The organism is Microbacterium sp. F51-2R, from assembly GCF_052180235.1.
Taxonomy (GTDB): domain Bacteria; phylum Actinomycetota; class Actinomycetes; order Actinomycetales; family Microbacteriaceae; genus Microbacterium.
Genome location: NZ_CP197470.1, coordinates 3,695,026 through 3,711,940 on the forward strand (window position 1 = coordinate 3,695,026; position 16,915 = coordinate 3,711,940).

General features: G+C 67.5%; 18 protein-coding genes. 13 read left to right on the forward strand and 5 right to left on the reverse strand.

The window, feature by feature from the left end; genetic code table 11:
• Positions 1-880: 880 nt before the first annotated feature.
• The 6 genes from ACSBPH_RS16220 (at position 881) to ACSBPH_RS16245 (ending at position 4,777) form a co-directional block, all read left to right on the forward strand.
• Positions 881-1,255, forward strand: coding sequence for a cupin domain-containing protein (locus ACSBPH_RS16220; RefSeq protein WP_442575342.1), 375 nt, complete (start codon positions 881-883; stop codon positions 1,253-1,255).
• A 15-nt stretch (positions 1,256-1,270) separates the two neighbouring features.
• Positions 1,271-1,555 carry a hypothetical protein gene (locus ACSBPH_RS16225; RefSeq protein WP_442575343.1) on the forward strand — a complete coding sequence of 95 codons (285 nt, stop codon included), beginning with the start codon at positions 1,271-1,273 and terminating at the stop codon, positions 1,553-1,555.
• Between the two features lie 64 nt (positions 1,556-1,619).
• Positions 1,620-2,732 (forward strand): mandelate racemase/muconate lactonizing enzyme family protein, encoded by a 1,113-nt coding sequence (locus tag ACSBPH_RS16230; RefSeq protein WP_442575344.1) that lies wholly within the window; start codon positions 1,620-1,622, stop codon positions 2,730-2,732.
• Between the two features lies 1 nt (position 2,733).
• Positions 2,734-3,021, forward strand: a complete 288-nt coding sequence (catC, locus tag ACSBPH_RS16235; protein ID WP_442575345.1) for a muconolactone Delta-isomerase — start codon at positions 2,734-2,736, stop codon at positions 3,019-3,021.
• A gap of 42 nt (positions 3,022-3,063) precedes the next feature.
• A complete protein-coding gene (gene catA / locus ACSBPH_RS16240) occupies positions 3,064-3,924 on the forward strand; it encodes a catechol 1,2-dioxygenase (protein WP_442575346.1) in 861 nt (286 codons plus the stop codon).
• Between the two features lie 61 nt (positions 3,925-3,985).
• Positions 3,986-4,777: an alpha/beta fold hydrolase gene (locus tag ACSBPH_RS16245; RefSeq protein ID WP_442575347.1), complete on the forward strand. Its 792-nt coding sequence runs from the start codon at positions 3,986-3,988 to the stop codon at positions 4,775-4,777.
• Between the two features lie 19 nt (positions 4,778-4,796).
• Here the strand turns inward: ACSBPH_RS16245 and ACSBPH_RS16250 are convergent, their stop codons facing one another.
• On the reverse strand, positions 4,797-5,303 hold the full coding sequence (locus ACSBPH_RS16250; RefSeq protein WP_442575348.1) for a VOC family protein: 507 nt from the start codon (positions 5,301-5,303) through the stop codon (positions 4,797-4,799).
• Positions 5,304-5,504: 201 nt separating this feature from the next.
• On the opposite strand from ACSBPH_RS16250, the gene ACSBPH_RS16255 reads away from it, so the two are divergent.
• Genes ACSBPH_RS16255 through ACSBPH_RS16265 form a run of 3 tightly spaced genes read left to right on the forward strand, consistent with a single transcriptional unit; the run spans position 5,505 to position 8,574 of the window.
• Entirely contained in the window at positions 5,505-6,443 is a 939-nt protein-coding gene (locus ACSBPH_RS16255; protein WP_442575349.1) for a carbohydrate ABC transporter permease, read from the forward strand.
• Entirely contained in the window at positions 6,440-7,264 is an 825-nt protein-coding gene (locus ACSBPH_RS16260) for a carbohydrate ABC transporter permease (RefSeq protein WP_442575350.1), read from the forward strand. The genes ACSBPH_RS16255 and ACSBPH_RS16260 overlap by 4 nt, the downstream gene beginning before the upstream one ends.
• Before the next feature lie 53 nt (positions 7,265-7,317).
• Complete coding sequence (locus ACSBPH_RS16265; protein ID WP_442575351.1) at positions 7,318-8,574, forward strand: ABC transporter substrate-binding protein; 1,257 nt, start codon at positions 7,318-7,320, stop codon at positions 8,572-8,574.
• 356 nt (positions 8,575-8,930) lie between these two features.
• Here the strand turns inward: ACSBPH_RS16265 and ACSBPH_RS16270 are convergent, their stop codons facing one another.
• Complete coding sequence (locus ACSBPH_RS16270) at positions 8,931-9,902, reverse strand: LacI family DNA-binding transcriptional regulator (protein ID WP_442575352.1); 972 nt, start codon at positions 9,900-9,902, stop codon at positions 8,931-8,933.
• Between the two features lie 243 nt (positions 9,903-10,145).
• On the opposite strand from ACSBPH_RS16270, the gene ACSBPH_RS16275 reads away from it, so the two are divergent.
• Positions 10,146-11,024, forward strand: a complete 879-nt coding sequence (locus ACSBPH_RS16275; protein ID WP_442575353.1) for a helix-turn-helix transcriptional regulator — start codon at positions 10,146-10,148, stop codon at positions 11,022-11,024.
• 92 nt (positions 11,025-11,116) lie between these two features.
• Here the strand turns inward: ACSBPH_RS16275 and ACSBPH_RS16280 are convergent, their stop codons facing one another.
• Genes ACSBPH_RS16280 through ACSBPH_RS16290 form a run of 3 tightly spaced genes read right to left on the reverse strand, consistent with a single transcriptional unit; the run spans position 11,117 to position 14,299 of the window.
• Complete coding sequence (locus tag ACSBPH_RS16280; protein ID WP_442575354.1) at positions 11,117-12,232, reverse strand: serine hydrolase domain-containing protein; 1,116 nt, start codon at positions 12,230-12,232, stop codon at positions 11,117-11,119.
• The gene (locus ACSBPH_RS16285) at positions 12,225-13,196 is read right to left on the reverse strand and encodes a sugar phosphate isomerase/epimerase family protein (protein ID WP_442575355.1); all 972 of its coding nucleotides are present in this window, start codon (positions 13,194-13,196) and stop codon (positions 12,225-12,227) included. Before ACSBPH_RS16285 ends, ACSBPH_RS16280 begins: the two co-directional genes overlap by 8 nt.
• Positions 13,193-14,299 (reverse strand): Gfo/Idh/MocA family protein, encoded by a 1,107-nt coding sequence (locus ACSBPH_RS16290; protein WP_442575356.1) that lies wholly within the window; start codon positions 14,297-14,299, stop codon positions 13,193-13,195. Before ACSBPH_RS16290 ends, ACSBPH_RS16285 begins: the two co-directional genes overlap by 4 nt.
• A 206-nt stretch (positions 14,300-14,505) precedes the next feature.
• On the opposite strand from ACSBPH_RS16290, the gene ACSBPH_RS16295 reads away from it, so the two are divergent.
• From ACSBPH_RS16295 to ACSBPH_RS16305, 3 genes are all read left to right on the forward strand, one after another.
• Positions 14,506-14,955: an RbsD/FucU domain-containing protein gene (locus tag ACSBPH_RS16295; protein WP_442575357.1), complete on the forward strand. Its 450-nt coding sequence runs from the start codon at positions 14,506-14,508 to the stop codon at positions 14,953-14,955.
• A gap of 100 nt (positions 14,956-15,055) precedes the next feature.
• Positions 15,056-15,895: an SMP-30/gluconolactonase/LRE family protein gene (locus ACSBPH_RS16300; RefSeq protein ID WP_442575358.1), complete on the forward strand. Its 840-nt coding sequence runs from the start codon at positions 15,056-15,058 to the stop codon at positions 15,893-15,895.
• A gap of 80 nt (positions 15,896-15,975) precedes the next feature.
• Complete coding sequence (locus ACSBPH_RS16305; RefSeq protein WP_442575359.1) at positions 15,976-16,821, forward strand: sugar phosphate isomerase/epimerase family protein; 846 nt, start codon at positions 15,976-15,978, stop codon at positions 16,819-16,821.
• Positions 16,822-16,915: the final 94 nt, after the last annotated feature.

Consider the following 16,915-nt stretch of genomic DNA (forward strand, 5'->3'; position numbering starts at 1 on the left):
CCCGCCTGACTGACCAACCGGCGAGGGTGCTAACCGATTTGCGCGATGACGATCGACTTCGAGGCGTCATCGTCGAGGGAAAGAGGCTCAATTGGACGAAACCGGATCAGGTGAAGTGGAATCTACGGTGTGAGCTCTGGACGTTGAAACGCCGACCATCCTTGCGGCGCTGCAACCCCGCGATCGTATCGACGTCGTTGGGTCGTATGCCCACTTCCCGACGCTTCGCTCGAACCTGCTCAACGGTAATCGGCACCTAGCGGTCCGGCCAGTTCCTCATGTCGACCTTGAGCTTGTCCTTCTCGTTCCACTTCAAGCCCGACGAGTACCCGCCGGCCATCCCGCAACGTAATCGAGAATCCCGTCAATGCCGTTCGGGAGTGGCTCCGCCAGTCGGGGCGGCTTGATAGACCGCATATTCTTGCGGTCGCGCGAAGTCTCTTTCTCACTAAGCCGTGAGATTGCGACGGGGGACTGGTACGCATCGGATGCCATCACGCGTCTCCTCGATTCGGGTACGAGGTGATCACGACAGCCAGCGCCTCCGACATCGCGAGCTTGCGATGACCTTCTCCATTCGACCGCGAGGCACGAGCGGTGCGACGGCGGCATGAACTTATCGCCACGGTTCCTCCGTGAGCGCCACCGTGTCGAAGCTGCCTCAGAGCGCGCAGGTGCGCAGGGTCGCCCTGCCACACCCGCCCGTCACCTCCCGCGACCGGCGTCCCTCCGGCCGTTAGCGCGGCAGTCCGCCGAGTCCCGCGCGAGGAGCTGCGCCGAGCGCCAGGTAATACGTGTAGTCGGATAGGGGATTCCTCTACTGTGCCCGCGCGCCAACTTTGCTTCCATGGAGTGAGAAACACCCGAGGAAGGAGTGACCATGGCGCAGTATTTCCTGGCAGAGGACGCCGAGTGGATTCGGCATGACGTGCGAGGAACCGTCATGGACAAGCGCGTTCTCTGGGAGGGCGGCTTCGATATCCGTTCGGCGATCTACCGCATGCCTTCCGGCATGGTCACTCAGGAGCACCGCCACGACGAGTGGGTGCAAGTGCTCGTTATCGAGGGCGAGATGAAGGTGGAGCCCGTCGGAAAAGACGCGGTTCGCGTTCGGGCCGGCGGCTTGTATGTACTCGAGCCCGGCGACGCCCACACCGAGACCGCTGCGGAGGACAGCCTGCTGCTGATCACGCAGCTCGACGACCACCCCTCGTACATCCGCGAGGCGAAGCCCTTGGTCGAACTTGGCCTCTGAGCGCACGGGCCCGCGATGACTCCGCAGACGTCGATAGGCATCCGCTCGGATGAGTGCAAGGGCGCCTGGCGCAAGTTTGCGGACGACTATCTGCTCGAGATCTTCCGTCAGCCGGGATGCCTCGAGGCGCGTTACGCGTGTGTGGCCGATGCGGTCGCACGCCTTCAGGCGCTCGTCGCCCGCGAGCGGCTCCGCGGTAGCCATACCCGGTGGGAGGTCGACGCCGCGGGAGGCCACCTCGCCGTCACCGTCACCGGGCACCCGGAGGAGATCGAGGCCGTGGCGACGCTGTTGTCCTGACCCGTCGACACCGATTTACCGCTCGACCGGCACGCGGTCACCACCATCACTGTCAAGGAAGCAAATGATCATCGACCGCGTCGAGGCGATCCCGTACCGCATCCCCATGCGCAAGCCGCTGCATTTCGCCAGCGGCGACCTCGCGGAGATGGAGCATGTGCTGCTGCGCCTGACGACGTCGGACGGGGTCGTCGGCGTCGCCGACGTTCCGCCGCGCCCTTACACGTACGGGGAGACCCAGGCATCGGTCATCGATGCGATCCAGAATCTGTTCGCTCCTGCCCTGATCGGCACGGACGCCCGCGACCGGAGTGCCGTGCATGCCGCGATGCACCGTACCGTGGGCAATGTCACTGCCAAAGGCGCGGTGGACATCGCTCTCTGGGACATCGTCGGCAAGTCCCTCGGCGTCTCCGTTCACCGACTTCTCGGCGGCTACGCCGACTCTCTCCGGGTCTCGCACATGGTGGGTTTCGCCTCCGCGTCGGAGATGGTCGCCGAAGCGCTCGCCTACCGGGAGCGGTATGGCGTCGAGGTCTTCAAGGTGAAGGTGGGGCGCCGGCCGATCACGCTGGACGTCGAGGCATGTCGCGCGTTGCGCGAGGAACTCGGCCCCGATGTTGAGCTGTACCTCGATGCCAATCGAGGTTGGACTGCGGTCGAGGCGATGCAGGTGCTCGATGCGACGCGCGATCTGGGGCTCACCTTCTTCGAAGAACCGTGCGACGCGGCCGAGGTGATCGGTCGCAGACGGCTAGTGGCCCACTCGCACATCCCGGTCGTGGCCGACGAGAGCGCGCCGACGCTGGGAGACGCCGCGCGCGAACTCACGACAGGCGGGGCGACGGCGCTCAGCATCAAGACCGCCCGCACGGGTTTCACCCTCTCGCAGAAGCTTCTCGCGCTTGCGGAAGGCTTGGGGGTCGAAGTGATCATGGGCAACCAGATCGACTCGCAGGTGGGAAGTACCGCGACTCTGGTCTTCGGGGCGGCCTTCGCACACTCTTCGCGCCGTGCGGCCGAACTCTCGAACTTCCTCGACATGACGGACGACCTGGCTGCGGAGCCGCTGCATATCGCCGACGGGCGGATGGCGGTGCCTGATCGACCCGGCGTCGGCGTCGACATCGACGAGCAGAAGCTCGCCTCATACCGGCTCGACGGGAAGCTGAGCTGACGTGCTGTTCCACGTGCACATGGAGGTCCGTCTTCCCGCGGACATGAACCCCCAGACCGCTCAGGATCTGAAAGACCGCGAGCGGGCGTATGCGCTCCAGTTGCAGCGCGACGGCCGCTGGCGAGAGCTGTGGCGGATCGTCGGCGAGTACGCCAACATCTCGATCTTCGACGTGTCGGGCAATGACGAGCTCCACGAGCTTGTCAGCTCGCTCCCCTTGTACCCCTACATGAAGATTCGCGTCACGCCCCTGACGAGGCATCCGTCCCGTCTCGACGGTGATGGCTGACCCAGACCCCCTCCCGAAAACAAACCAACGAAGGAGTTGCCCATGAGCGAGACCAGCTACGCCGAGGAGACGGAGGCGCGGGCCGCCGAATCCGGCAAGAACGCGACCGATCTGTTCCGGCAGCGCGTGAGCGGCGTCGGAGCGGCGGACCCCGCGCGCGTCAGCCGACTGGCTTCGCGCGTGATCCAGGCGATCAACGACACCGTGATCAAAGAGCGCGTCACGTACGACGAGTACAACGCGCTGAAAGCATGGCTGATCCGCGTCGGCGAGGACGGCGAATGGCCGCTGTTTCTCGACGTGTGGGTCGAGCACTCGGTCGAGCAGGTCGCGAACGACCACCGAGCGGGGAGCAAGGGCACCATCGAGGGGCCCTACTACGTACCCGATGCCCCTGAGCAGCCGTGGAACGGGACCATCCCCATGCGTGAGGACGAGCCGGGGCGCCCGCTGGTGTTCCAGGGCCAAATCCGCGGGGTCGACGGCGCCGCGCTGGCCGGGGCGAAGGTCGAGATGTGGCATGCCGACAACATCGGCTTCTACTCGCAGTTCGCGCCCGGCCTGCCGGAATGGAATCTGCGAGGCACCTTCATCGCGGGGGAGGACGGTCGGTTCGAGATTCACACGATCGAGCCCGCTCCGTACCAGATCCCGACCGACGGCGCGTGCGGACAGCTGATCGCTGCCGCCGGGTGGCACGCCTGGCGGCCCGCGCACCTGCACCTCAAGGTATCGCACCCCGGGTTCGAGCTGCTGACGACGCAGCTCTACTTCCCGGGCGACCCGCACAACGACGACGACATCGCGGCTGCGGTCAAGCCCGAACTGATCCTCGACCCGCAGCCGCGCTCGGACGGCGAAGGATACGAGGCGCGCTACGACTTCGTCCTCGACCCGCAGTGAGAGAGCCCGGCGGGCGGGTGTGCCGCCCGCCGGGACCTCCGTCGAACAGAGGAGTCCGCGGATGACGCTGCCTGCCGTCGCATTCACCGACCCGTGCGGTCCCGACGGAGCGCCGTGGCTCGTCCTCGGGCCCTCGCTGGGCACCTCGTCCCTGCTGTGGCAACGCGTCATCCCACAGCTCGCGCTCGAGCATCGGGTCGTCGCCTGGGACCTTCCCGGCCATGGCGCCTCGCCGGCGGCAGAAGGACCGTTCTCGGTGCAGGATCTCGCATCCGCCGTCGCGAACGAGGCCCGGCTCCGGGGAGCGACGTCCATCCGCTACGCGGGGGTGTCGCTGGGGGGTGCGGTCGGGCTGCAGCTCGCGATCGATCAGCCGTCGTTCGTCGACGCGCTGGTGGTGGTCGCCTCGGGCGCGGCGCTCGGAACGCGCGGCGCCTGGCTGGAGCGGGCGGAATTCGTCCGGGCGAACACGACTGCCGCGATGCGGTCAGGATCGATACAGCGCTGGTTCGCGCCCCACACCCTGGAGCGCGGCGACGACCTTCCGCAGCGGCTGCTCGCCTCGCTGGACGCTACGGATGACGAGAGCTACAGCCGCTGCTGTGAGGCGCTCGCCGACTACGACGTGCGCGCCGATCTCGGGCGGGTCACCCCGCCGGTGCTGGTGATGTGGGGTGAGCACGACGTGGTCGCTCCTCGCGCCGTCGCGGAACAGGTGCATGCCGGCGCGCGCGGTAGCCGGATCGTCCGGATCGCGGATGCCGCGCACCTTCCCCCGGCGGAAGCGCCGGGTCCGGTCGCCCGGTGCATCGCTGGGTTCCTGGAGGAGACGACGAGGAACCCGGCCGGCTGACGGGCTCCTCGTCGAGGCCTCAGTCGAAGATCGGCTCGCCGTCGGCTCCGAACACCAGCGGCACGCCGCTGTCGGTGAAAGCCGGCTGGGGCTCCACGCCTACGAACTCGAGACGGATGCCGTTCAGCTCCGCCGGGTCGGTGAACCACAGGATCGCTCGACCCTCGGCATCCAGCGACGCGCCGTCGACTCCCACACCGCGCTCGATGAACTGGTTGCGCAGTTCGTCGGCTCCTTCGACTTGGACGATGCCGAAATGGTGGAACCCGAGCTGAGAAGGTCCGTGGGTGCCCTTCCCGGTGACCTCCATGAGCTCGATGCGCGGAGGTCCCTGCTGTGAGAAGACGATCCTCGCGTCGTGCGCGTGCGGCTGCGGGTCACTGCTGTCGATCCAGGAATCTGTCCGGTACCGGCAGATGGGACCGAAGGTGTAACCGAGCACCGATTCCCACTGCGCGATGGCTGCTTCCAAGTCCTCGACCAACACACCTATGTGCTCGATCAACCTCGGGGATGTCTCGGCCATGCCTGTCTCCTTCTCGGGCGCCTCGTCGCGGAACCCGTCTCCGGCGGCCGTCGGACGCGGCCGCCCGCCGAGCGTAACAAGACTCTCCGGAGGCGATCTGCGGGTGTCCGGCACCCCCAATTTCATGTCGCCAGGGGACAAGCGAGGCCTGTCGACGGTTCATCAGGATGGCAGTGAACGGACAGATCCGGAAGGACCGGCATGGTTGCCACAGTGAACACGACAGAGGCGTCGCCGCGAGATGCCGGGCCGAATCCATCGAGACCCGCCCGCCGCCGGCGCGGCGGATCGTCGCCGAGCTACGTGCTCTGGGTGCTCCCCGCCGCGGCGTTCTATCTGTTCGTCACGATCATCCCCAGCATCCGCGGGGTGTTCTACGCGCTGACCGATTGGAACGGGCTCGACTCCGAGTTCGACTTCGTCGGTCTCGACAACTTCGTCGCAGCCCTGACCGATCCGCTCACGCTCGCCGCGACGGCTCAGACCATCTTCTACGTCATCGTCGTCACCGTAGCCGTGACCGTGCTCGGACTGCTGCTCTCCGTCGGGCTGACCTCGGCGGTGCGCTCGCGCAACATCCTGCGCGTCATCTTCTTCACGCCGTTCGTCGTGACACCGGTGGTGCTCTCGTTCGTGTGGAAGTACATGTACGCGCCGGACAGCGTCATGGACGGGTTCGCGCTGGCCCTGGGGCTCCCAGACCCCGACTGGCTCGGGGATCCCGCGCTCGCCAAGTGGGCCGTCGCGCTCTCCATCGTGTGGCAGTTCACCGGACTCGCGATGGTCGTCTTCATCGCCGGGATGCAGAGCATCCCGCACGAGGTCACCGAGGCCGCTCATCTCGACGGGGCATCTGCGCGGCAGCGCTTCTTCTCCATCACCCTGCCGCTGCTGCGGCCGGCATCCACGATCGTCATCGTTCTCACCGTGCTGACCTGCATCAAGCTCTTCGACCAGGTGTGGGTGCTCACGCAGGGAGGCCCAGGCAACTCGACGCAGACGCTGTCGACCGCCCTGTACCAGCAGGCGTTCACGTACGGGAACTTCGGCGAGGCGTCGGTGCTCGGACTGCTCGTGGCGGTCCTCGGGCTGACGGCATCCCTCATCCAGATTCGCATTCAGCGCGGAGGTCGCTCGTGAACCGGTACACCTGGCGAGTCGGCGCTGCGGAGATCGTTCTGATCGTCGCTGCCGTGCTCTTCTCCATTCCGCTCGTGGTCCTCGTGTCGATCGCACTTCGGAGCAACGCCGACAACGATGCGCCGTTCAGCTGGCCCGCAAACGGATGGACCCTCGAGAACTTCGCCGATGCGTGGACGCAGGCGAACCTGGCGTCCGCGGTGCTGAACAGCGTGTTCGTCACCGGGGGCAGCGTCCTTCTTCTGATCGCGCTGTCGGCGCTGGCGTCGTACCCGCTCGCCCGAGTGACCAGGCGGTGGTCACGGGCGACCTTCGCCTTCTTCATGATGGGCCTCGCCGTTCCCTTCCAGCTGGGACTGATCCCGCTGTACGCGGCGATCCGCGACGTCGGTCTGCTCGGCTCACCTCTCGCGCTGATCATCTTCTACACGGGGCTGCAGCTTCCGTTCAGCGTCTTCCTCTACACCCAGTTCCTCAGGGAGCTGCCGGAGGACTTCGAGGAGGCGGCGCAGCTCGACGGCGCGAGCTCCTTCCGCGCGTTCTGGTCGATCGTCTTTCCGCTCATGCTGCCGATCACCGGAACGATCGGAATCCTCAACATCATCCTGGTGTGGAACGAGTTCTTCGTTCCCCTGCTCTTCCTGAGCGGCACCAGCAACCAGACGATCCCCGTCGCCCTGTATTCGTTCGTCGGCCAGTACGGGTCCGACTGGAACGTGATCTTCGCCGGGCTCCTGATGGGGATCGCGCCGATCTTGCTCCTCTTCCTCCTCATGCAGCGGCGGGTGTTCCGTAGCTTCGCCGGAGGACTGAAGGGGTGAGTGGTCCGTCCCCGAACGGGCGCAGCCAGCAGCACCAGCCGAAGGAGTCTTGTATGAAATCACGCAGAATCGTCCCGCTCGCGGGACTCACCGCCGCCGCACTCGCCCTCGCGGCTTGCTCCGGTAACACCGCGTCGCCCTCCGGGGGCGATCCGGAGGTGGGCGAGCTCACCATCACCTGGCAGACGGCCGGCAAGGCCGGGATCGAGGCGCTCATCGACGCGTTCGAGGATGAGTATCCCGACGCGAAGGTCACCGCCGAGTTCGTGGAGACCTCCACCTACTTCTCGCTGCTGCGCACGCAGCTGCAGGGCGGTTCCGCGGCCGACATCTTCTGGGTGAACCCGGGCAACGGCAATCCCGTCGCGGTGGAGGTGCTCGCCGACTATCTCGTCGACCTCTCCGGGGAGGGCTGGGTGGGCGATGTCTACGACGACCTGGTCCGCTACACCAAGGTCGACGACAAGACGCTGATCCTTCCGACGGACGTCACGGCGTTCGGCGCGGTCTACAACGACCAGGCGGTCGAGGCGGCCGGCTTGAGCATTCCGACCACGTGGGACGAGGTGCTGCAGTTCTGTGAAGACGCGCGCGCCCAGGGACTCACCGCCTATTCGATGGGGGCGCAGGACCTGTTCGAGACGCAGGGGTTCGTCCTGACCTCGGTTCCGAGCACCGTCTACGCGGAAGATCCGGAGTTCGACGAAGAGCTCGCCGCGGGTGAGACGTCCTTCCCGGAATCCGAGGGCTGGCAGAAGACGCTGGATCGCTACGTCGAAGCGCTCGAGGCGGGATGCTACAACGACGAGGCGACGGGAACGTCGTTCAACCAGTCCATCGAGAACATCGCCGGGGGCAAGGCCCTCGGTGCGACCGACGCCTATCTGATCGCACAGTTCGCGCAGTCCCTGAATCCGGACTCGACGTACACTCTCGCCCCGTTCCCCGTCACCCTCGACGCGGACGAGGCCTGGATGGCGGTCGCGCCGATGAGCGGCTTCGCCATCAACTCCCGGTCGGACAACGTCGAGCTCGCCCGCACCTTCCTGGACTTCGCCGCGCAGAATCTCGACCTCTACGCGGCGAGCGGTGGCGGTTCCATCCCGGCGATCCCCTCGGGCGAGCCCATCGATGACCCGAACCTCGCTCTCATCGAGGACTATCTGCTCTCCGGGCGCTCGATCACCTTCGTCGACCAGCTCTGGCCGAACCCCGAGGTGCAGTCGGCCATGTACGCCCAGCTGCAGTCGATGATCAACGGCTCCGCCACACCCGACCAGGTGCTCGAGGCCATGCAGGGCGCCTACTAGGGCTGCCCCGGGCCGGCCCGGCCCGTTCCGGACGAAGGGGCGGTGTCAGCGCGAACGCGCCGGGACCGCCCCCTTCGTCGCAGTCGGCGCCGACGGGACGCTGCCACCGGTCGTGCGGGCAGCGGGGTGATCGGCTCGCGGGGATCCGGACGGACCGGACGGTCACGGCATCCTTCATCGTGAGCGGAGTCGGCGTTCATGCGGTACCTCTTCCAGGGGCTGCCTCTGATCCTTGCGGTGTGCATCAAGGGCATCGCACGACGCGTCACCGAGGAGCCCACGCGTTCGTGGGTCCGAGGGACCCGTCCAGCCGGCCGCTCAGCGCGTCGTGACCCCGACGATGCGCAGCATGGCGCTCAGCGTGGCCGGCGGTCGACGATCGTGCAGAAGGCGTCCTGATCGGAGGTCGTCGACGGGGGCCGACGGTCGAGCAGATCCGCCGCGAGGGCGGAGGCGACGCCCAACGTGTCGATCGCGATGGTCGACACACCCAGCAGCGCGGACGACGTGTTGTCGACGCCGATGATCGACAGGTCCGGCAGACCGACCTCCTGCGCGCCCAACAGCACTCGTGCGGCCACGTCATCGTTGTAGCAGCACACCGCCGTCACCGGGTCGGCGCCGTGCGTCAGTTCGGTCAGCACTTCAGCGGACCGGTCCAGCTCGGTCGCGACCGGGCGGAACTGCGGGGCGGGGACGCCATGTTCGGCGCACGCCGCCAGGGTGCCTTCGAAGCGCTGGAGCGCGAGCGTCTCCAGATCGGGCGAGGTCGGGGCCGCGAATGCCAGGCGCTCGTGGCCGAGCGAGATCATATGACGCGCCTGCAGATATCCGATCCGCCGGTGGTCGATCACGCGGGTGTCCGTTGTGACGGGGGCGATGGAGATCCGTTCAAGAGCCGGCACGAGCGACGGCGGATGGCCACCGCCCAGTACCGCGATGGCGGACGGGTTGACATGGGACCAGAGCTCGCGCAGCGCTGTCGCAGCGTCAGGTGCCGGCCGCAGCCGGTGAAGGAGGAGGGCGTAGCCGCGAGCGGCGACGAGGGTTCCCAAGTGCTCCAGCATCTGCTCGAACACCGCGCCCACGCTGAAGCTCGGCACCAGAGCGAGGATCACCGTGCTGCTGCCCGTTCGCAGCGCGCGAGCGCTCGAGTTCGGCACGTGGCCGAGCTGCCGCGCCGTCTCGAGCACGAGAGCTCGGGTGGCCGCGCTCACGCGCTTGTCGGTGCGGTCGTTCAGCACATAGCTGACCGTGGCTCTCGAGACGCCGGAAGCGCGAGCGACGTCCGCGGAGGTGACCGCGCGCTGTGTCGGCTCGACTGTCATCTGGGTCCTTTCGGCGAGAGCCGCGGTTCGCGGCGCCGGTCCGAGCGTAAAGGGCCTGTCGGCTGTGGGAATCGGTTACCGCCGATGGCGTCGCGAGGTCGCAACCGGTTGGCTCTGGAGCGCAATATGCACCGCGCCCGGGCCTGATGAGCATCAGCCGCAGCGCACATCGTAACGAGAAGGAACAACACCGAAACACGATGGTTACACGTGTCTTGACAAACTGGGTTACACGATTAAACAATGGAAGCCGACGAGGACGTCTTGGAGGGCGAAGACATGCGTACATCGATTGCTCAACCGACCCAGACAGACGCGGGCTTCGCTCACGTCAGTGCGCGCGTGCACCTGCAAGGCGTGTGGCGGCTCCCCGACTGCGGCGGTGCCGCGGACGTGGTGTTCGTCTTCGCGGACGCCGGGGAGGTGGAGCTGGTCTCGCCGACGGGTCAGACCCGACTGCGCGAGCGCGAGCTCTTCGTCACCCCCGCCGGCCGCTGGAGTTCCCTGCTCGTACGAGCCGGCGGTCGCATCGTCGTGGGGCAGATGACTCGTGCCTGCGCCGGCGATGAACTCGTGCGCATGGCTGGCGCCGACTCGCTCGTGCCCACCGCGGCCGGCGCCATGTCGGGCCTCGTCGCGCACGTCCTCCGCGGCCTGGTGATGGAAGGGCCCGCCACCGCGATCTCGGAGCGCGCGGCCTCCCACATCTCAGGATTGCTCACGCTGACGATCGCCGAGCACCACGTCCACTCCGGCGGTCGCGCCGGTGTCACGCTGTTCGACGAGGCCTGCGCGTACATCGAGCTAAACCTGTCCGACAGCGGGCTGGGTCAGGACCGTGTCGCGGCAGCACTCAACGTGTCCACGCGCACGCTTGCGCGCGCGTTCCGCCAGCAGGGGAGCACGGTGTCCACCTGGATCAGAGAGAGCCGTCTGGAACGCTGTCGTGCCGAGCTGACCGACGATCGGATGCGAGACGTCGCCGTCAGCCGGATCGGCGCCCGATGGGGGCTTCCCGATCCCTCGCACTTCAGCCACATGTTCAAGGCGCGCTTCGGCATCTCGCCCCGCGCGCTGCGCGCCCAGCAGCTGGATGAGGAACTGCTGTCCGTTCCCGCCTGATGGCGACGACGCGGGACGACGAAGGAGCCGGGCCGCCAGAACCAGAAGGGGCCTGAACCGGATCATCCGGTTCAGGCCCCTTCTGTCGCGCGTCACGCCGCGGCGTCGGCTGCGCGCACGAGGCTCGGCAGGAGCGCGGCCAGCACCGGGCTGTGCCCGGTGTACGGGGGAAACGCGTTGGTCGTGAATCCCACGGCGAGCTGGCGCTCGGCGTCGTAGAACGCAGCGCAGCCTCCGGCGCCCTCGTGTCCCCAGGATCCCGGCGATGTCATCGGGAATCGCGGGAAAGGTCGCTGCACCCCGGTGCCGAAGGCGCTCGGCACGCCGAGGGTGGCGTCCTGGCCCTGCGAGGCGACCTTCACCATCTCGTCGACGGAGGCCGGCTGCACCAATGCGCCCCGAGCCGCGGCATCCAGCAAGTCTGCCAGCCCGCCCGCCGTCCCGATCGCGTTCATACCCGGAATGGTGGCCTGGACGAACTCGGGGCTGTTGAACACGGTGACGTCCGCGAGCAGGCTCTCGATGAGTGCGTCACGTCCGTGGTCGGGCGCGCGGTCCACAGGCGTGCGGATCGCACGCGGGGGAGCGAACAGGATCGGCTGGACATCGTCGATGCCCTGTTTGTCCGCGCCGATGTGAACCCGGGACCCGACCGCCGGCTCGACCAGCTGGTTGAACATTTCCGCGAAGGATGCACCGGTCACGTGCTCGAGGTACCCGCGCACCAGCGATCCGAAGGTGACCATGTGGTAGCCATGCCGCGATCCCGGTGTCCAACGGGGGTCCTGCGCTGCGGCCGCCGCCACATCGGCGCCCTCCCAGAACGTCGCCACCGGGAACCGGCCGTCGACCCCGTTGATGCCGGAGCGGTGCGAGAGCACCTGGCGGAGGGTGATCGCTCTCGTCGCTTCCCGGTCGAGCGCCGGCCACCGTGCAGCCAGGGGCTCATCGAGATCCACGTCGCCGCGATCCCTCGCCGCGAACGTCGTGAGCGCCGTGACGATCTTCGTGACCGAGAAGAGAACCTGACGGCGATCGGCGTCGTAGTCGCCCACCACGAGATCGACGACCGGCTTGCCGCGGTGCCGAACGGACAAGGCGGCGCCACTCTGCGACAGTGCCGCGCCGGCGGCGCTGCGACCCAGGATGTCGGCCACATCGTCGAACCCGGCGGCAGTCGTGCCACGTACCTCCAGCGCCTCACTCATGGATCGGCGCCAACGTCGACCGGAAGTACTCGATCCCGGCGCGGATCTCGCCCAGTGGGTCGGGCGACATGTCGATCTCGGCGTGCGCCCAGCCCTCCCACTGCGCGTCGCGAAGAACCTGCTGCCACGCCGGCCAGTCCACGACGCCCTGACCGAGCACGCGGAAGTACGTCAGCATGATGGCGTGCCGTTCGAAGAACGACCCCTCGAGCGTCGCGGCGTCGAGCGGCGCTGCGCAGTCCTTCCAGTGCATGACGGGGACGCGCGCGACGTGACGGCGGAGGATCTCGACGGGGTCGCTGGAATCGAGCGTGCAGTGCCCCGCGTCGATGCAGAGTCCCACGTGATCGTCGGAGGTGAGCTCCATCATGCGCGACACATCATTGACTCGGGAGCAGACGGAGTAGGCGTCGGTGTGAAGGGCGAGGGTGACTCCGTGACGGCCCACCGTCTCGCCGAACGTGTCGATGATCTCGGCGATCCGCTCGAACTGGTCGGCCGGCACATCGGCGGTGTACGACCCGTCCGAGAATGGTGCGCGCGGCACGGTGCCCGTCACGATGGTGCGGCATCCGAGCGCGGCGAGCAGTTCCGCGTGACGGGTCAGCTCCTCCTTCGCGGCGGAGATCGAAGCGGGATCCTCGAGAGCGGCGGCGATCAGCCCGCCGGCGGCGTGATAACTGGACGCCAGGACGAGGTTGCGTTCGGCCAGCGCCTGCCTTAGTCCATCGGGTCCGCCGTAGACCTCGATCGCCGTCTCCCAGCCGACAGGCGGGGGAGCGAGTTCGATTCCTTCCAATCCTGCCTGGGCGCTCATGTCGAGCATGCCTTCGATGTAGCGCTTGGGATCGGCGGCGACCGCCGCCATGAGTTCTTCGTACGAGATGTCGGCCGGCAGCCCCCACAGGCCCGGGTCGTAGAAGGTGATGAGGTCCGTACCGAGACGGATCTTCCGTCCGGTCATGACGCGGTGACCTCCGCGACATCGACCCACTCACCGCGCGCGGCCGAGAGCGTCACCGCATCCACGATCGCCTGCGTGTGCGCGGCTGCCGCGAAGTCCGGCGCCGTCGGGGTGCCCTCGACGATGCTGCGGAAGAAGTGGGCGAACTGCGAGGCCGACGCGTCCAGATATCCCTGCGCCAGGCCGGCGACGGGGTACCACACGTCCGGGTGGGCACCGCTGACGATGACGGTCTTCATCCCGGAAGCATCGGCCGCATCGTCTTCCAGGCCGACCTGGAACTCCCCGGGACGGTTCCAGTCGAAGTCGACCGAACCACGCGACCCGTCGATCTCGAACGTGAGGCGATTCTTGCGGCCGTAGGAGACGAAGCTGACGGCGAAGGTGCCGACAGCCCCCGAGGCGAATTCCGCGACCCATACGCCGCTGTCGTCGAGACGCTCGTCTTCACGCACCTCGTCCGCCCCGGCCCATTGGCGACCGCCGTCGCCGCGGCGCGTGAGCGCACGCGTCGACGCGCCGACGCGCACGATCGGGCCGCAGACGTACTCGGCGATGTCGAGCACGTGCGAACCGATGTCGCCCACCGCGCCCGAGCCGCCGGTCTTCTTGGAGCCGCGCCAGCCGAAGCTGTCGAAGAAGAAGAACGGATCCTGCAGGTAGGTGCCGCGGAACTGCAGAACACTGCCGAGGTCGCCGCGGTCGACCAGGTCCTTGATGTGCCGCACCGCCGAGATGTGCCGGTAGTTGAACCCGACCTGCGTGCGGGCGCTGGGCGCGGCGGCGGCGGCGGACGCCATCCGCTGTGCCGAGGCCAGGTCGTTCGACAGTGGCTTCTCGCAGAAGACGTGCTTTCCCGCGGCGAGGGCAGCCACCGCGATCTCCTCGTGCAGCGGCGGCGGCGTCACGATGTCGATCGCGTCGATCTCGGGGTCGGCGATCACCGAGCGCCAGTCGGCGGCGCTGGCGTTCCATCCGAGGCGCCGGGCGGCCTGGTCGGCCACTTCCGCGCTCGCGTCGACGAGTGTGTGCTTGGTCACGGTGAAGCCCGCGTCGGCGATGAGAGGGGCGAGGGAGAGCGCCATGCTGTGCGTGTGGCCCATGAAGCCACCTCCACCGATCAGCGCAACTTTGAATTCTTTCACGGACGTCCCTTTCACGATCGACATCTTCCGTCACCTCACTTTCCCGCCCTCGCCGCGTCGGCTCTTGTGCGCGGGGGACGGCTTCTTGCGCGTTCGGGACGGACGCCTGCATCGGCCGATCGCGACAGGCCATGATGCCGATGTCACATCTGAAGGAGGGCGAAATGCTCCGAGGGATCGACCCTCTGCTTCGCGGGGAACTGCTGCATCTGTTGGACGACATGGGTCACACGGACCGGTTGCTGCTGGCGGATGCAAATTTCCCGCTCATCCGCGTCACGTGTCCGGTGGTCCGCCTCGGTGAATCGCGCATGAGCCGCGCGCTGGATGCCGTGCTGAGCGTCTTCCCGCTCGACGAGCCGCTGGATGACGCCGTCACCCGGATGATGATCGACCCCGGGCATCCCGAGGAGCTCAACGCCTCGCAGCGGGACTGCCTGACGGTGCTGCGGCGGCATACGGTCGGTGATGTCGCGTTCCGGACGCCGCCGCGCGAGACGTTCTACGAGGAGGCGCTGCAGGCCGCCGCCGTCGTCCACGTCCTGGAGCCGGTGCCTGCCAGCTGCCTCATCCTGACCAAGGGGGTCGTCTACCCGGCCCCGTGCGGCGAATGAAGTCGCAAGCGCGTGTCTTGTCCGCACAAGCCCGGCCCCGCGGATGCGTGACAGCATGACGCTAGCCGGCAGTCAGGAGAGGAGCTCGACGATGCTTTCGGTGCGACAAGTGCGTGAGATCGCGCAAGGGCTGGACCACTCCGAGGGGGTCACCACCGGACCCGACGGAACGCTCTACGCGGGCGGATGGCACGGTCAGGTCTACGCGATCGACCCCGTGAGCGGTGACGTCGAGGAGATCGGCCGCGTCGACGGCGTGGTGCTCGGCCTGGCCGTCGACGCGGACGGTGTCGTCTACGTGTGCGATGTGATCAATTCCCTCGTCGTCGCTGTTCGGCGCGGCGAGCCGAACGTGGTCTACTCCCGCTCGGCAGGCGGCCGCGAGTACACCGTCCCGAACTACATCGCGTTCGATGACGACGGATGGCTGTGGATCACCGATTCGGGTGAGGAGGACCCCGACAACCCCGAAGGCCGCATCGCGCGTATTCCTCCGGGTGGCGGTGATGCCGAGGTCATGTCTCCGGTCGATCTGCCCTTTCCCAACGGCCTGGCCCTGGGACGCGAAGGACAGATCTACTACGTCGACAGCTTCGGCTACGGCGTCAACGAACTGGTCGACGGCTCCGTGCGGCCCATCGCCCGGCTTGACGGGGTCACCCCGGACGGCATCGCCGTCGACGCCGAGGGAGGCATCCTGGTCTCGTGCTACTACCCGTTCCGGATCCTCCACGCGGATCCGGCGACAGGGGAGGTGACCACCTTGCTGGACGACACCGTGGGGACCACGCTGCGGATGCCCACCAACATCGCTCACTTCGGCCCGGGCCTGTCGTCGCTCGCGATCACCAACTTCGCCGGCCATAAGCTGCTCGCCGTCGAGCCGGGAGTCCCGGGGCTGCCGCTGCGGTACCCGACCCTCAAGGAGGGACGACGATGACGATCCGCATCGCCGTATCGACCGGCGTCATCACGGCCGCCGGACTTCCCGCGGCGCTGGAGCCGACGACTTTCGATCTCATGCGCGACATGGGCTACGACTGGGTAGATCTGTCCGACATCTTCGTGCCCATGTCGACTCTGACCGAGGCCGACATCGCGCGCATCGGTCGACTGGTCAGCGATGCGGGGCTGCAGATCGCTGGCGCATCGGTGATCGGGTTGACGCCCGCGTCGCGCGCAGACGACCCGGCCGCCTTCACCGCGAACATCTCGCGGGCTCTGGACAACGCCGCCGCGCTGGGAATCTCGCTGGTCAGCATCGGATTGCACGGCACTCCACCCGGGGGGATCGCCAGCGGCGCTCGGCCGCCGTGGCTCATCCAGGGCGAAGCGCCCGATCACTCCGATGCGGCCCTCCAAGCGGCCGCCGAGGTGGTGGCCGAAGTCGCCGATGCTGCCGCGTCTCGCGGTCAGTCGATCCACCTCGAGATGGCCGAGAGTTCGGTGCTGGACACCGGCGCGAGCGCCGTCGGCGTGCGCGCACTGTCCGGCCGGAGCAACGTCGGGATCAATCCCGACTTGGCCAACATGGTTCGCGCGCCGTGGCCGATGCAGGAGAGCTGGAAGACGACTCTCCAGACCGTCGCGCCCCACGTCGAGTACTGGCACGTCAAGAACTGCCACCGCATCGAGCTGGAGAGCGGGCGTGCGGCCAGCACCCACGCCGGCCTCGCGGAGGGTGCGATCGACTACCGGCTCGGGACCGGCATCCTCGCGGACGCCGGATTCGACGGGTTCATCGTGGTCGAGCACTACGGCGGCGATGCCCTGTGGTTCGCCGAGACGGCGCGCACGCACCTCGAAGCGATTCTCCGCGGTCGCGCCGAGCGCGATGCGCGAACGCTGTCGACACCGAGCAAGTGAGTGGCACATGAGTACAAGCCAGGTGAAAGCCGCCGGTGACACGATTGAGCACCCGAGTGAGACCGACCCCGACGGGCTCCGCCGACAGGAGAGG

Bases quoted from the DNA above. Each gene is read 5' to 3' on its own strand.
- ACSBPH_RS16265 (WP_442575351.1), top strand. From the start codon at position 7,318: ATGAAATCACGCAGAATCGTCCCGCTCGCGGGACTCACCGCCGCCGCA.
- ACSBPH_RS16230 (WP_442575344.1), top strand. From the start codon at position 1,620: ATGATCATCGACCGCGTCGAGGCGATCCCGTACCGCATCCCCATGCGC.
- ACSBPH_RS16285 (WP_442575355.1), bottom strand. From the start codon at position 13,196: ATGACCGGACGGAAGATCCGTCTCGGTACGGACCTCATCACCTTCTAC.
- ACSBPH_RS16270 (WP_442575352.1), bottom strand. From the start codon at position 9,902: ATGACAGTCGAGCCGACACAGCGCGCGGTCACCTCCGCGGACGTCGCT.
- catA (WP_442575346.1), top strand. From the start codon at position 3,064: ATGAGCGAGACCAGCTACGCCGAGGAGACGGAGGCGCGGGCCGCCGAA.
- ACSBPH_RS16290 (WP_442575356.1), bottom strand. From the start codon at position 14,299: ATGGGCCACACGCACAGCATGGCGCTCTCCCTCGCCCCTCTCATCGCC.
- ACSBPH_RS16305 (WP_442575359.1), top strand. From the start codon at position 15,976: ATGCGCGACATGGGCTACGACTGGGTAGATCTGTCCGACATCTTCGTG.
- ACSBPH_RS16250 (WP_442575348.1), bottom strand. From the start codon at position 5,303: ATGGCCGAGACATCCCCGAGGTTGATCGAGCACATAGGTGTGTTGGTC.
- ACSBPH_RS16295 (WP_442575357.1), top strand. From the start codon at position 14,506: ATGCTCCGAGGGATCGACCCTCTGCTTCGCGGGGAACTGCTGCATCTG.
- ACSBPH_RS16255 (WP_442575349.1), top strand. From the start codon at position 5,505: ATGGTTGCCACAGTGAACACGACAGAGGCGTCGCCGCGAGATGCCGGG.
- ACSBPH_RS16275 (WP_442575353.1), top strand. From the start codon at position 10,146: ATGGAAGCCGACGAGGACGTCTTGGAGGGCGAAGACATGCGTACATCG.
- ACSBPH_RS16280 (WP_442575354.1), bottom strand. From the start codon at position 12,232: ATGAGTGAGGCGCTGGAGGTACGTGGCACGACTGCCGCCGGGTTCGAC.
- ACSBPH_RS16245 (WP_442575347.1), top strand. From the start codon at position 3,986: ATGACGCTGCCTGCCGTCGCATTCACCGACCCGTGCGGTCCCGACGGA.
- ACSBPH_RS16225 (WP_442575343.1), top strand. From the start codon at position 1,271: ATGACTCCGCAGACGTCGATAGGCATCCGCTCGGATGAGTGCAAGGGC.
- ACSBPH_RS16220 (WP_442575342.1), top strand. From the start codon at position 881: ATGGCGCAGTATTTCCTGGCAGAGGACGCCGAGTGGATTCGGCATGAC.